Raw genomic sequence first — 13,638 nt, 5'->3', positions numbered from 1 at the left:
GGGACGGGTTAAGCCCCCTCGCGGGATCGCACAATTTTATTCCCAACAGATCAAGGGCTTGGGGAGAGGTCACGCAAGGTGCGCGGCCGGCGCCCTGGAAGTCCGAGAGAGGTGCGGGGTGGCGGATACGATCGTGTCAGGCATGGCGGGGCGCTATGCGACCGCGCTGTTCGAACTGGCGAGCGAGGCCGGCGCCATCGATTCCGTTAAGGCGGATCTCGATCGCCTGTCGGCTATGATTGCTGAAAGCGCGGATCTGGCGCGGCTGGTGAAGAGCCCGGTCTTTTCGGCCGAGGCGCAGCTGAAGGCCATCGCCGCGGTTCTTGGTCAGGCGGGCATTTCCGGTCTTGCCGGAAACTTCGTGAAGCTGGTGGCGCAGAACCGCCGCCTCTTCGCTCTGCCCAAGATGATTTCAGATTATGCCGCCCTCGTGGCCGCCCAGCGCGGCGAGACGACGGCGCAGGTGACGGTGGCCGCTCCCCTGAGCGACACCCACTTCGCCGCGCTCAAGGACGCGCTGGCGCAGCAGACCGGCAAGGACGTGAACCTCGACGTCACCGTCGATCCGTCCATCCTCGGTGGTCTCATCGTGAAGCTCGGCTCCCGCATGGTCGACGCTTCGCTCAAGACCAAACTCAATTCTATCCGGCATGCGATGAAAGAGGTCCGCTGATGGACATTCGAGCCGCTGAAATCTCCGCCATCCTGAAAGAGCAGATCCAGGGTTTCGGCCAGGAGGCCGAGGTCTCCGAGGTCGGTCAGGTTCTCTCCGTCGGTGACGGCATCGCCCGCGTCTATGGCCTCGACAACGTCCAGGCCGGCGAGATGGTCGAGTTCGAGAACGGCACGCGCGGCATGGCGCTGAACCTCGAAATCGACAACGTCGGTATCGTGATCTTCGGCTCCGACCGCGAGATCAAGGAAGGCCAGACCGTCAAGCGCACCGGCGCCATCGTGGACGCCCCCGTCGGCAAGGGCCTCCTCGGCCGCGTCGTCGACGCCCTGGGCAACCCGATCGACGGCAAGGGCCCCATCGTTTACACCGAGCGTCGCCGCGTCGACGTGAAGGCCCCGGGCATCATCCCGCGCAAGTCGGTGCATGAGCCCATGCAGACCGGCCTCAAGGCCATCGACGCGCTGATCCCGATCGGCCGCGGCCAGCGCGAGCTGATCATCGGCGACCGCCAGACCGGCAAGACCGCCGTGGCGCTCGACGCCATCCTGAACCAGAAGCCTCTGAACGCCGGCGACGCCCCCGAGAGCCAGAAGCTCTACTGCGTCTACGTCGCGGTGGGCCAGAAGCGCTCCACCGTCGCGCAGTTCGTGAAGGTGCTCGAGGAGCAGGGCGCGCTGGAATATTCCGTCGTCGTCGCCGCCACCGCCTCGGACGCCGCGCCGATGCAGTTCCTGGCGCCGTTCACCGGCACCGCCATGGGCGAGTATTTCCGTGACAACGGCATGCACGCGCTCATCATCCATGACGACCTGTCCAAGCAGGCCGTGGCCTACCGCCAGATGTCGCTGCTGCTGCGCCGCCCGCCGGGCCGCGAAGCCTATCCCGGCGACGTGTTCTACCTCCACTCCCGCCTGCTGGAGCGCGCGGCCAAGCTGAACGACGCCCACGGCGCCGGCTCGCTCACCGCTCTCCCGGTCATCGAGACCCAGGCGAACGACGTGTCGGCCTACATCCCGACCAACGTCATCTCGATCACCGACGGCCAGATCTTCCTTGAGTCCGACCTGTTCTACCAGGGCATCCGCCCGGCGGTGAACGTCGGCCTCTCGGTGTCGCGCGTGGGCTCCTCGGCCCAGATCAAGGCGATGAAGCAGGTCGCCGGCAAGATCAAGGGCGAGCTCGCCCAGTATCGTGAGCTCGCGGCCTTCGCCCAGTTCGGCTCCGACCTCGACGCCTCCACCCAGAAGCTGCTCAACCGTGGCGCCCGCCTGACCGAGCTGCTGAAGCAGAGCCAGTTCGCGCCGCTGAAGGTCGAGGAGCAGGTGGCGGTGATCTATGCCGGCACCAACGGCTATCTCGACCCGCTGCCGGTCTCCAAGGTGCGCGAGTTCGAGCAGGGCCTCCTCCTGGCGCTGCGCTCGCAGCATCCGGAGATCCTGGAAGCCATCCGCACGTCCAAGGAACTGTCCAAGGACACTGCCGAAAAGCTGACGAAGGCCCTCGACGCCTTTGCCAAGAGCTTTGCCTGAACGGCGCCTGTTCCTCGAACCTGACGGACGGGCACGATGGCGAGCCTGAAAGACCTAAGGAACCGCATCGCCTCGGTGAAGGCGACGCAGAAGATCACCAAGGCGATGCAGATGGTCGCCGCGGCGAAGCTGCGTCGCGCCCAGATGGCGGCGGAAGCAGCCCGTCCCTATGCCGAGCGCATGGAGACGGTGCTGGGCAATCTCGCCGCCGGGATCATCGGCGGCGGGCAGGCGCCCGTCCTCATCGCCGGCACCGGCTCCGACCAGAAGCAGCTGCTCCTGGTCGCGACCGGCGAGCGCGGCCTGTGCGGCGCCTTCAACACCTCCATCGTCCGCCTCGCTCGCGAGCGGGCGCAGCAGCTGATCGGCGAAGGCAAGGACGTCAAGTTCTTCTGCATCGGCCGCAAGGGCTATGACCAGCTGCGCCGGATCTATCCCGACCGGATCATCGAGCTGGTGGACCTGCGCTCGGTGCGTACGCTGAGCTTCAAGGATGCCGACGCCATCGCGTCGAAGATCCTGGCCCTGCTCGACCAGGGTGCGTTCGACGTGTGCACGCTCTTCTACGCCCAGTTCAAGAGCGTGATCTCGCAGGTGCCGACCGCCCAGCAGATCATTCCCGCCACTTTCGAGGCGCGGGACGCGGATGCGGCTGGTCCGGTGTATGAGTACGAGCCGGCCGAGGAAGACATCCTCGCCGACCTTCTGCCCCGCAACATCGCGGTGCAGATCTTCCGCGCCCTCCTGGAGAACCAGGCGTCGTTCTACGGCTCGCAGATGAGCGCCATGGACAACGCGACGCGGAACGCGGGCGACATGATCAAGAAGCAGACGCTGATCTACAACCGGACGCGTCAGGCCATGATCACGAAGGAACTCATCGAAATCATCTCCGGCGCCGAAGCGCTCTGACCACGGCCTGGACGAGGACAAAGGACGACGAACATGGCGAACCCCACCGGACGCATTACCCAGGTCATCGGCGCCGTTGTCGACGTGCAGTTCGACGGCCACCTGCCGGAAATCCTGAACGCGCTCGAGACCACCAACCACGGCAACCGCCTGGTGCTCGAAGTCGCCCAGCATCTCGGCGAGAACACCGTCCGCACCATCGCGATGGATGCCACCGAGGGCCTGGTGCGCGGCCAGGGCGTCACCGATACCGGCGCGCCCATCCAGGTGCCCGTGGGTGATGCCACCCTCGGCCGCATCATGAACGTGATCGGCGAGCCGGTGGACGAGCTCGGCCCGGTGGTCGGCGACGGCCTGCGCGCCATCCACCAGCCTGCTCCGTCCTATGCGGACCAGTCCACCGAGGCGGAAATCCTCGTCACCGGCATCAAGGTGGTGGACCTGCTCGCGCCCTACTCCAAGGGCGGCAAGATCGGCCTGTTCGGCGGCGCCGGCGTGGGCAAGACCGTGCTCATCATGGAGCTCATCAACAACATCGCGAAGGCGCACGGCGGCTACTCCGTGTTCGCCGGCGTCGGTGAGCGCACCCGTGAGGGCAATGATCTCTATCACGAGATGATCGAGTCCAAGGTGAACGTGGACCCGCACGAGCATGGTGGTTCGGCCGCCGGCTCCAAGTGCGCCCTCGTGTACGGCCAGATGAACGAGCCTCCGGGCGCTCGCGCCCGCGTCGCGCTCACCGGCCTCACCGTTGCCGAGCACTTCCGCGACCAGGGCCAGGACGTGCTGTTCTTCGTGGACAACATCTTCCGCTTCACCCAGGCCGGCTCGGAAGTGTCGGCTCTGCTCGGCCGCATTCCCTCGGCGGTGGGCTACCAGCCGACGCTGGCCACCGACATGGGCGCCCTGCAGGAGCGCATCACCACCACCACCAAGGGCTCGATCACCTCGGTGCAGGCCATCTACGTGCCCGCCGACGACCTGACCGACCCGGCGCCTGCCGCCTCCTTCGCCCATCTCGACGCGACGACCGTGCTCTCGCGCTCCATCGCCGAGAAGGGCATCTATCCGGCGGTTGACCCGCTGGACTCCACCTCGCGCATCCTCTCCCCGCTGGTCATCGGCGAGGAGCACTACAACGTGGCGCGCCAGGTGCAGCAGACCCTCCAGCGTTACAAGGCGCTGCAGGACATCATCGCGATCCTGGGCATGGACGAGCTCTCCGAAGAGGACAAGCTCACCGTGGCCCGCGCCCGCAAGATCGAGCGCTTCCTCTCGCAGCCCTTCCACGTCGCGGAAGTGTTCACCGGTTCCCCGGGCAAGCTCGTGGACCTGAAGGACACCATCTCCGGCTTCAAGGGCCTGGTGGAAGGCAAGTACGACTACCTGCCCGAGCAGGCCTTCTACATGGTCGGCTCCATCGACGAAGCCATCGAGAAGGGTAAGAAGCTGGCCGCCGAGGCGGCCTGATCCGACGCAGGCGGGGGAGCGATCGCGATGAACATCAAGATCGTCTGCCTCGTGCTCGGGTTGCTGGCCGGTGGCATCACCGGCTGGCTCACCCGGCCCCAGGTGGCGGAACTGCGCCTCCCGGGCATCGACATCCGCGTTCAAGGAGAGGGGCCGCGTGGCGGCCTCACCTCCGAGCAGACCCGCCACATACTGCTTGCGGCCGTGGTGGGCGCGATCATCGGCCTGGGCGTCGGCTTCGTCGCCGACCGCCGCCGCTGATCGGGCACAAGATTTCATGGAGCCGTCCGGCTCCCACCCATGGCGGAGCCGCTCCGCCGGCTTGACCCTCCCGAGGGCGGCCGGCAAGGCTCCCGCGGGATCCCCGGCGGGGACGACCCGGAGATTGAACAGATGGCGACCTTACCTTTTGAGCTGGTCTCCCCCGAGCGCCTCGTCTTTTCCGGCGCCGTGACCGAGGTGATCGTGCCGGGCGCGGAAGGCGAGTTCGGCGTGCTGGCGGGCCATGCGCCCTTCATCGGCATGCTCAAGCCCGGCATCCTCACCATCAAGGCCGATGGTGGCGCCCGCCGCTATTTCGTCCGCGGCGGCTTCGCCGAGGTGAACCCGGCCGGCCTCACCATTCTCGCCGAAGAGGCGAAGCCGCTGGAGGAGCTCGATCTCGCCGCGCTCGCCCAGCAGATCCAGGACGCCCGCGAGGACGTGAACGACGCCACCGGCGACGACACCAAGCAGCGTGCCGCCCGGCACCTCGCCGACCTGCAGCAGGTCTATGAGGCGCTGGAGCGCGACCGGACCGGCGCCACCACGCACTGAGCGTCCACACGCGCGACTCTTCAGGAAGGCCCAGGCCGCAAGCCCGGGCCTTTTGTTTTTCCGGCCTTTGCATCGCGTGGTCTCGCCTCCGAGCGCGATTGCCCTCTCCGGTGCCGCGTGCTCAGCTTTCCCGGGGAGGCGACAGCATGACCGCCGACGACGCGATGCGGACCGGACGACAGCGGGTGGCTGCGTACGCCCCGAGCCGGCGAGGCGTCCTGGCGGGCCTCGCTGTTGCGGCGGGTAGCGTCCTGTCGCTCTTCCCATCCGAGACCCGCGCCGATGCGGTGCCGGGGCCGCAGCGCCCGGAGGACGAAGGGCTGATGCGCGAGGCCATCGCGCTCGCGGCCCAGTCCGACTTTCCGTTTGGCGCGGTGATCGCGCGGGGCGGGGAGGTGCTTTCGCGGGGGCCGAATCTCGGCCGGCAGCTGAACGATCCCACCGCCCATGCCGAGATGGTCGCCATCCGCCGCTTCCTCGCCGCGCGGCCCGCGGACGAGCTGAAGGGCGCGACCATCTACGCGTCGGCCGAGCCGTGTCCCATGTGCATGGGGGCGATTCTCTGGTGCGGGCTCTCGCGCGTGGTCTTCGGCGCCTCGCTGGAGCAGGTGGCGGCCAAATATGGCCGGCAGCCGCAGATCGGAATGCCCGCGCTGGATGTCGCGCGGACCATGGCCGAGGCCGCGCCCTTCCTGAAGGTGTCGATTACGGGCGGGGTTCTCGCACCGGAAGCCCTCGCGCTGTTCGATCAAAAATGAATTAAAAAGATCGATTTAATATTTATAATGCTGGTATGCTTCTTGCGGCTTGGAAGCCGTCCAAACGGGAGATATCCAGCATGCAGACTGCCCCGCTGCACGCCAAACCAGTGCCCGCAACGTCGCCCCTTCTGGCCGGGTCCAACCCCGCGCAGGCGCTGCTCCTCACCGAAAATGCCGCGCTCACCAACGGTCCTCCGTTGCTGTTCCAGCGGCTCACGGCCAAGGAGCGGGAGGAGGTGCTGAGGGAGGGGCAGAAGCGCGTCGTCTATCGCGGGAAGATGCTGTTCTCCCAAGGCACGCCGCACGATGGCATCTTCCTGATCGAGAGCGGCCGCATCCGCGTTTTCTACATCGCGCCGTCGGGCCGGGAGATCACGCTCGCCTACTGGAGCGCGGGTAATTTCGTGGGCGGACCGGAGCTGTTCGGGCAGGGCCAGCATGTCTGGTCCGGCGTCGCGGCAACCAACAGCGTGGTGGTCCACCTGACCGGAAAGACCCTGCGGCGGCTGATCGCCCAGGTGCCGGCCTTCGCCATCGGCCTCATCGAAGGGCTCACCTTCAAGGGCAAATGCTACTCGGCCCTTGCCCAGATGCTGGGCACCCGTTCCGTCACCGAACGCCTCGCCCACCTCCTGATCCATCTCGCTGACACCTATGGCGTGAAGGAAGAGGGTGCCATCGCCATCGGCTCGGCCTTCACCCACGCCGACCTCGCCCACATGGTGGGCGCCACCCGCCAGTGGGTGACGATCAGCCTCAAGCGATTGCAGGAGCAGGGGGTTCTGAAGGCGGAGAAGGCCAAGATCGTGGTCTACGACCTCGAAGCGCTCCACGTGATGCGCGGCGACCGGTGAGGCGGATGGCCCTCCGGCGACCCGCAGATGTGCGAATTGATGAAAAAGAAGGCGGGTCCGCAAAGGAGGCAACTAATCGACACCTCGGCCACATCTTCCTTTGAACGGATCGAACCTGACGCCTGAAGATCACCGTCGAGAGCCGTCTTAGCCCCGAGAGGTGGATCTGATGAACCCGTTTCGCCCCAGCATTCTTCGCGCCTTTGCCCTTGCCCTCGCGACCAGCTGCGCCGCCGTTCTCCCCGTTGCCGCGGAGACCATCAACATCGGCATCGGGACGCAGGACACCACCACCAACACGGTGACCACAGGCGTCGTCATCAAGGAGCTGAAGCTTCTCGACAAGTATCTGCCGAAGGACGGCAAGTACGCCGGCGCCACCTACAACATCGAGTGGCAGAACTTCACCTCCGGCCCGCCCGTCACCAACGGCATGATGGCCGACAAGCTGCAGTTCGGCGGCATGGGCGACTATCCGCTGGTGGTGAACGGCTACACCTTCCAGTCCAATCCCCAGTCCAAGTCCCAGCTCGTTGCGGTCGCCGCCTACAACATCTACGGCTCCGGCAACGGCGTGGTCGTCCACAAGGACTCGCCCTACTACGAACTGAGCGACCTGAAGGGGAAGGTGCTCAGCGTGCCGTTCGGCTCCGCGGCCCACGGCATGATCCTGAAGGCCATGCAGGACAAGAACTGGCCGGCCGACTACTTCAAGCTGGTCAGCCAGTCGCCGGAGGTGGGCTCCACCAACCTCCAGGAAAAGAAGATCGACGCCCACGCCGATTTCGTGCCCTTCGCCGAGCTGCTGCCGTTCCGCGGCTTTGCCCGCAAGATCTTCGACGGCGTGGAGACCAACGCCCCCACCTGGCACGGCGTGGTGGTGCGCACGGACTTCGCCGAAAAGTATCCGGAGGTCGTGGTCGGCTACATCAAGGCGGTGATCGAAGCCAATGACTGGGTTCGCAAGAACCCGAAGGAAGCGGCCGAGAAGATCGCCAAGTGGACGGGCATCGACAAGGAAGTCGTCTACATCTTCCTTGGCCCGGGCGGCATCATGACCATGGACCCCACCATCAAGCCGCAGCTGGTGGAAGATGCCGCGCAGGATGCCGCGGTGCTCCAGAAGCTCGGTCGCATGAAGGAGTTCGACGTCAAGGCCTGGGTGAACGACACCTATGTGCGCCAAGCCTACAAGGAGCTCGGGCTTGATTACGAGGCGCAGCTGAAAAGCCTCGCGAACTACGAGATCGCCGGCGACGACAGCTTCTGCAAGGTCAAGATTTCCGAGCCGCGCAAGGCGGGCGAGATCTGGGTGGAGGGCGAGGGCATCAAGCCCTATTCCAGCGCCGCCTGCACCCTCGGGGCGCTCGCAGAGCTGAACGCCGCCGGCAAGAAGATCAACATGACCTATCTGTTCGACACCGCCCGCGGCATCAAGCTGTTCGCGACGGATGCCTTCTACGCCGTCTCCACCAAGGACGGAAAGACGGAGATCCAGCCCTTCATGCTGAAGGCCGATGCCGAGGCGGCTGCGGCCAAGGGCGGCGGCAAGGTGCTGCCCTTCACCGACGCGCTGAAGGCGGCGTCCGGGGCCCGCGGGTGAGCGCCATGAACAGCATTGCCATGAAGCCCGCGGCGAAATCCGCGCCCATCGCTGCCCCGTTCCACCTCGCCGGCGACGGCGGGGTGCATCGGCCGGCCGCGCCCGGTCACATCGTGCTGCGGCCGGAGCGGGGCGCGGTGGCGGCAGTGGCGGCGCCGGACCGGTCCTTCGCCGGACGCGCGCGGCGCTGGCTGAAGCTCAACGCCCACACCATCCGCGCCACTCTGCTCGGGGCGCTGGCCATCGGCTTGTTCATCCTCGCCTGGCATGTGGTGACGGCGAACCGCATGACCTTCTACGTGCGGTTCCTCAACGTGCCCTCGCCCGAGCAGGTGCTGGAGAGCGCCCGCACGGCGTTCTCCACGGGTGCTTTCCTCAACCACATCTACATTTCCTGCCGGCGCATCTTCATCGGCTTCGCGCTGGCCGCCGTCGTGGCCGTGCCGCTGGGCCTGCTGATGGGGCGCTTCCAGCTGCTGAAGGAATTCGTCTTCCCCGTCTCGGAAGTTCTGCGGCCCATCCCGGCCATCGCCTGGGTGCCCATGTCCATCATGCTGTGGCCGACCAACGAGGAGAGCATCGTCTTCATCACCTTCCTCGGCTCGTTCTTCCCCATCCTGCTCAACACGCTGCACGGCATGGCGAACGTGGACGAGGTGCTGGTGCGCGCCGCCCGCTGCCTTGGTGCCACCGAGCGGGCGACCTTCCGCGAGGTCTATTTCCCCGCCGTGCTGCCGCAGGTCTTCACCGGCCTCACCGTGGGCATGGGCGTCGCCTGGGTGTCGCTGATCGCGGCGGAGATGATCTCCGGCCAGTTCGGCATCGGCTATTTCACCTGGGAGGCCTATTCCCTGGTGCAATATCCGGACATCGCGCTGGGCATGATCACCATCGGCGTGCTCGGGCTCGCTTCCTCGTTTCTCATCCGCATCGCGGGCCGGGCCGTGACGCCCTGGTCGCGCGCCAAGTGAGGCCATCATGGCGATCCCCGCGACCGCGCCGGCGAGGACCGGCCTCATCGAGGTCTCCGACTTCAACCTCGCCTACGACACCATTGACGGCGCCGTCATCGCCGTGAGCGATGCGGACCTCGTGGTGAATCCCGGCGAGTTCGTCTCCATCATCGGTCCTTCGGGCTGCGGCAAGTCCACGCTGCTCAATGCCGTGGCGGGCTTCCTGAAGCCCACGTCCGGCATCGTGACGGTGGACAAGGAGCCGGTGAAAGGCCCCTCCGCCGACCGTGGCATGGTCTTCCAGCAATATTCGCTCTTCCCCTGGAAGACGGTGCGGGAGAACGTGGAATTCGGCCTGAAGATGCGCGGCATGGGCAAATCGGAGCGGGCGGTCGCCGCGCGCACGCTGCTCGGCCTCGCCGGGCTTTCCGCCTTCGAGGATCATTATCCCGATCGTCTCTCCGGCGGCATGAAGCAGCGCGTGGGCATCGTCCGCGCGCTGGCCACCGGGCCCAAGGTGCTGCTGCTGGATGAGCCGTTCGGCGCGCTCGATGCGCAGACGCGGGTCATCATGCAGCAGATCCTCACCAACCTCTGGCAGCGGCTCGGCATCTCCGTGCTGTTCGTCACCCACGACATCGACGAGGCGATCTTCCTCTCCGACCGCATCTACGTGATGACCGCCCGCCCCGGCACCATCAAGGCCGAGGTGACGGTGCCCCTGCCGCGTCCGCGCGATGCCGCCCTCCAGCTCTCGCCGGAATTCGTGCAGCTTCGGGCCGATCTCGGCGCCCTCATCCGCGAGGAGAGCCTGAAGGCCATGGGCGGCGAGCTGAACGAGGACGCGCTCAAGGGCCTCGCGGTGAACCTCAACGGCGCGAACCTGGCCGAGGTGGTGTGACGTGCCGGTGTGATGTGCAGGTCTGACTTGCCCGTGTGGTTTGCCGTTGTCGCCCTCCGGTCCAGCCGGAGGGCGATGGCATTTGAGGGCCGTCTTTCCGACTTTCCCGACCCTCCCGAAAATCTGCAATTAATTGACCCTCCAAGGCCTTAGTCCTCAAGAGTGCGGCACCCTCCGGCTAAAATAAAGATCGAACAACAACCGGACCTGCCCCATGGCCTACGTCGTCACCGACAAGTGCATCCGCTGCAAATTCATGGATTGCGTCGCCGTCTGCCCGGTCGACTGCTTCTATGAGGGCGAGAACATGCTCGTCATCAAGCCCGACGAGTGCATCGACTGCGGCGTCTGCGAGCCGGAATGCCCGGCCGCCGCCATCTCCGCCGACAGCGACCCGGCGGCCGCGCCCTGGATCGCGCTCAACGCCGAATATGCCGCCCTCTGGCCGAACATCGCCGAGAAGAAGGAGCCGCCGGCGGATGCCGCGCAGTGGATGAACGTGGACGGCAAGTTCGAGAGCGCCTTCTCCCCGGCACCGGCGCAGGCGTGAGGGCATCATGAGCAACCTGAACACCGAGACCGTGCTCGAGGTCCGCCACTGGACCGACCGCCTCTTCTCCTTCACCGCCACCCGCGACAGCGCCTTCCGCTTCAAGAGCGGCCAGTTCACGATGATCGGCCTCGACGTGAACGAAAAGCCCCTGCTGCGCGCCTATTCGCTCGCCTGCGCCCCCCACGAGGAGCAGCTGGAATTCTTCTCCATCAAGGTGCCGGACGGGCCGCTCACCTCCCGCCTCCAGATGCTGAAGCCGGGCGATCCCATCCTCGTCGGCCGCCGGCCCACGGGCACACTGCTGCTGGACAATCTCAAGCCCGGCAAGCGGCTCTATCTCCTCGCGACCGGCACCGGCCTTGCGCCCTTCGTCTCCATCGCCAAGGACCCGGAGGCCTATGAGCGGTTCGAGCACATCATTCTGGTCCATGGCTGCCGCGAGGTGGCGGAACTCGCCTATGGCGAGCAGGTGGTGGCGGACCTCAAGGCGCACGATTTCCTCGGCGAATACGCGCAGGCGCAGCTGCTGCACTATCCGACCGTCACCCGCGAGCCGTTCCGCAATCGCGGCCGTGTCACCGACCTCATGGAGAGCGGCCAGCTCTTCGCCGATCTCGGCCTGCCGGATCTCGATGCCGAGCACGACCGGGTGATGCTGTGCGGCTCGCCGCAGATGATCGCCGACACCAAGGCGCTGCTGGAGACCCGCGACTTCGTGGAGGGCGCCGGCAACCGGCCGGAGACCTATGTGGTCGAGAAGGCCTTCGCCGAGCGCTGAGCGTTGCACATTGCAAAATCGGGCAACGGGCCGGTAACGATCCGAAGCTAGGCTGTCGCGCCAGATCCTGATGATGGAGATGCTGGTGTCGATACGTGTCAAACTTGGATCGCGCCTGCGCGCCGTGGCCGGAGCGGCCGTCGTTCTGGCCAGCTTTCTCACGGCCGGAGCGGCCGCCGCGGCGACCCCGGCGGTGGCCGTGACGAATGTGAATCTGCGGGCCGGTCCCAGCACCAGCTTCCCGACCGTGGTCACCGTGCCCGCCGGCGCGACCCTTGCCACCTACGGCTGCCTTGCGGACTATTCGTGGTGCGATGTCGCGCTGGGCAGCGTGCGCGGCTGGATGGCGGCGCAGTATATCAAGGTCGTGCCGTCCGCCGGAGCCTCGCCGGTGGTGATGACCGCTGCGGTCGCGGCGGGCCTCGGCATCGCCGCGGTGGCGTTCAACCAGTCCTACTGGAACACCCATTATGTGGGTCGTCCGTGGTATGGCCAGTGGAACCGCTATTACGGCCCCTATGCGCGTGGACCTGTGGGCCATGTGGGTGCCACCCGCTGCTACAACGGCGTCTGCCGCCACGCGGGCGCGACGCGCGGGCCGGCCGGCAACACGGTGGTGCGGCGGGGCGTGGTGGTCCGATAATCGGATTCATCGATCAATTGTAGAAAAACAACTCGTTTGATCGATCCATGGCCGGGGGCCATCCTCGTCTCAAGAGGACCCCCTGCCATGACCGACAAGCACCTGACCGATCCCGCTCTCATTCCCCCCGTTCCCGCCGTGTCCGCCGCTGGCGGCCCGCTGGTGACGGCCTTCGGCGGCATCCTGCCGGGCCTTGCCTATACGGTGGTGATCGCGGCGGCGGCCTATGCCATCCGCCAGGTGCCGGGCATGGGCCTCGTCAGCCCGCTCATCCTCGCCATCGTCATCGGCATGGCGCTGCACAACATCTTCGGCACGGCGGCCATCATCAAGCCCGGCGTGAAGTTCGCGCTCCGGCGCATCCTGCGCTTTGCCATCGTGCTCTTGGGCCTGCAGCTCACCTTCGAGCAGGTGCGCTCGGTGGGCGTGGTGGGCTTCTCCATCGTCGCCTTCACCCTGTTCGCCACCTTCTTCGTCACCCGCTGGCTCGGCCGCGCCATGGGCGTGGACCGGCAGCTCTCGGAGCTGATCGCCGCCGGCACCGCCATCTGCGGCGCCTCGGCGGTCATCGCCACCAATACGGTGACGCGCGGCTCGGACGAGGACGTGGCCTATGCGGTGGCCTGCGTCACCATCTTCGGCTCGCTCTCCATGCTGCTGATGCCGGCGCTGATCCCGTTCACCGGTTTCGACGCCCATGCTTTCGGCCTGTGGACCGGCGCCTCCATCCATGAGGTGGCGCAGGTGGTGGCCGCCGCCTTCCAGGGCGGCCAGCAGGCCGGCGAGTTCGGCACCGTGGCGAAGCTCTCGCGGGTGATGCTGCTGGCGCCCCTCGTCATCGGCCTCGGCGCGGCGGCGGTGATGCGGGCGCGCGGCGACAAGTCGGCCGGCCATGCCAGCCCGCCCATGCCGTGGTTCGTGTTCGGCTTCATCGCCATGGTGATGGTCGCGTCCAGCGGCTACGTGCCGCCCGAGGTGAAGATGCCCGTCGCCACCACCACCACCTTCCTCCTCGCCGTCGCGCTGGGCGCCATGGGGCTGGAGACGGACATGCGCAAGCTCCGGCTGAAGGGCATCAAGCCCCTCCTGCTCGGCGCCGCGGCCTGGCTCTTCATCTCAGGCTTGAGCTTCATCCTCATCAAGACGCTGATGTGATACCAACAGGCCCGTGGGCGTCGCTCACGGGCCT

15 protein-coding genes are annotated in these 13,638 nt (G+C 66.6%); all 15 read left to right on the top strand.

Features of this window, described 5'->3' with window-relative positions; all coding sequences use genetic code 11:
* The first annotated feature begins 118 nt into the window (after window positions 1–118).
* The 15 genes from FHT36_RS14760 to FHT36_RS14690 all read left to right on the top strand — a co-directional run bounded on the left by FHT36_RS14760 (window position 119) and on the right by FHT36_RS14690 (window position 13,604).
* Window positions 119–673 carry a F0F1 ATP synthase subunit delta gene (locus FHT36_RS14760; RefSeq protein WP_169123267.1) on the top strand — a complete coding sequence of 185 codons (555 nt, stop codon included), beginning with the start codon at window positions 119–121 and terminating at the stop codon, window positions 671–673.
* The gene (gene atpA, locus FHT36_RS14755) at window positions 673–2,205 is read left to right on the top strand and encodes a F0F1 ATP synthase subunit alpha (protein WP_169123266.1); all 1,533 of its coding nucleotides are present in this window, start codon (window positions 673–675) and stop codon (window positions 2,203–2,205) included. The genes FHT36_RS14760 and atpA overlap by 1 nt, the downstream gene beginning before the upstream one ends.
* A gap of 36 nt (window positions 2,206–2,241) precedes the next feature.
* Window positions 2,242–3,117: a F0F1 ATP synthase subunit gamma gene (locus tag FHT36_RS14750; RefSeq protein ID WP_169123265.1), complete on the top strand. Its 876-nt coding sequence runs from the start codon at window positions 2,242–2,244 to the stop codon at window positions 3,115–3,117.
* A 33-nt stretch (window positions 3,118–3,150) separates the two neighbouring features.
* Entirely contained in the window at window positions 3,151–4,587 is a 1,437-nt protein-coding gene (atpD, locus tag FHT36_RS14745; protein ID WP_169123264.1) for a F0F1 ATP synthase subunit beta, read from the top strand.
* Window positions 4,588–4,614: 27 nt separating this feature from the next.
* The gene (locus tag FHT36_RS14740; RefSeq protein WP_168457145.1) at window positions 4,615–4,848 is read left to right on the top strand and encodes a hypothetical protein; all 234 of its coding nucleotides are present in this window, start codon (window positions 4,615–4,617) and stop codon (window positions 4,846–4,848) included.
* A gap of 132 nt (window positions 4,849–4,980) precedes the next feature.
* Window positions 4,981–5,403 (top strand): F0F1 ATP synthase subunit epsilon, encoded by a 423-nt coding sequence (locus FHT36_RS14735; protein WP_169123263.1) that lies wholly within the window; start codon window positions 4,981–4,983, stop codon window positions 5,401–5,403.
* A 146-nt stretch (window positions 5,404–5,549) separates the two neighbouring features.
* Window positions 5,550–6,161 carry a nucleoside deaminase gene (locus FHT36_RS14730; RefSeq protein ID WP_246702248.1) on the top strand — a complete coding sequence of 204 codons (612 nt, stop codon included), beginning with the start codon at window positions 5,550–5,552 and terminating at the stop codon, window positions 6,159–6,161.
* 80 nt (window positions 6,162–6,241) lie between these two features.
* Window positions 6,242–7,018, top strand: a complete 777-nt coding sequence (locus tag FHT36_RS14725) for a Crp/Fnr family transcriptional regulator (RefSeq protein ID WP_169123262.1) — start codon at window positions 6,242–6,244, stop codon at window positions 7,016–7,018.
* A 169-nt stretch (window positions 7,019–7,187) separates the two neighbouring features.
* On the top strand, window positions 7,188–8,621 hold the full coding sequence (locus FHT36_RS14720) for an ABC transporter substrate-binding protein (protein WP_169123261.1): 1,434 nt from the start codon (window positions 7,188–7,190) through the stop codon (window positions 8,619–8,621).
* A gap of 5 nt (window positions 8,622–8,626) precedes the next feature.
* Entirely contained in the window at window positions 8,627–9,592 is a 966-nt protein-coding gene (locus FHT36_RS14715) for an ABC transporter permease (protein ID WP_246702247.1), read from the top strand.
* A gap of 7 nt (window positions 9,593–9,599) precedes the next feature.
* Entirely contained in the window at window positions 9,600–10,475 is an 876-nt protein-coding gene (locus tag FHT36_RS14710) for an ABC transporter ATP-binding protein (protein WP_169123260.1), read from the top strand.
* Between the two features lie 214 nt (window positions 10,476–10,689).
* Window positions 10,690–11,025, top strand: coding sequence for a ferredoxin FdxA (gene fdxA, locus FHT36_RS14705; protein ID WP_169123259.1), 336 nt, complete (start codon window positions 10,690–10,692; stop codon window positions 11,023–11,025).
* Window positions 11,026–11,032: 7 nt separating this feature from the next.
* Complete coding sequence (locus FHT36_RS14700; RefSeq protein ID WP_024276763.1) at window positions 11,033–11,806, top strand: ferredoxin--NADP reductase; 774 nt, start codon at window positions 11,033–11,035, stop codon at window positions 11,804–11,806.
* 85 nt (window positions 11,807–11,891) lie between these two features.
* Window positions 11,892–12,449 carry an SH3 domain-containing protein gene (locus tag FHT36_RS14695; RefSeq protein WP_169123258.1) on the top strand — a complete coding sequence of 186 codons (558 nt, stop codon included), beginning with the start codon at window positions 11,892–11,894 and terminating at the stop codon, window positions 12,447–12,449.
* Window positions 12,450–12,536: 87 nt separating this feature from the next.
* A complete protein-coding gene (locus tag FHT36_RS14690) occupies window positions 12,537–13,604 on the top strand; it encodes a YeiH family protein (protein ID WP_169123257.1) in 1,068 nt (355 codons plus the stop codon).
* The last annotated feature ends 34 nt before the right edge of the window (window positions 13,605–13,638 follow it).

The sequence above is a fragment of the Xanthobacter sp. SG618 genome (assembly GCF_012932745.1).
Classification (GTDB): domain Bacteria; phylum Pseudomonadota; class Alphaproteobacteria; order Rhizobiales; family Xanthobacteraceae; genus Xanthobacter; species Xanthobacter flavus.
This window is presented reverse-complemented; position numbering and strand designations above follow the sequence as displayed.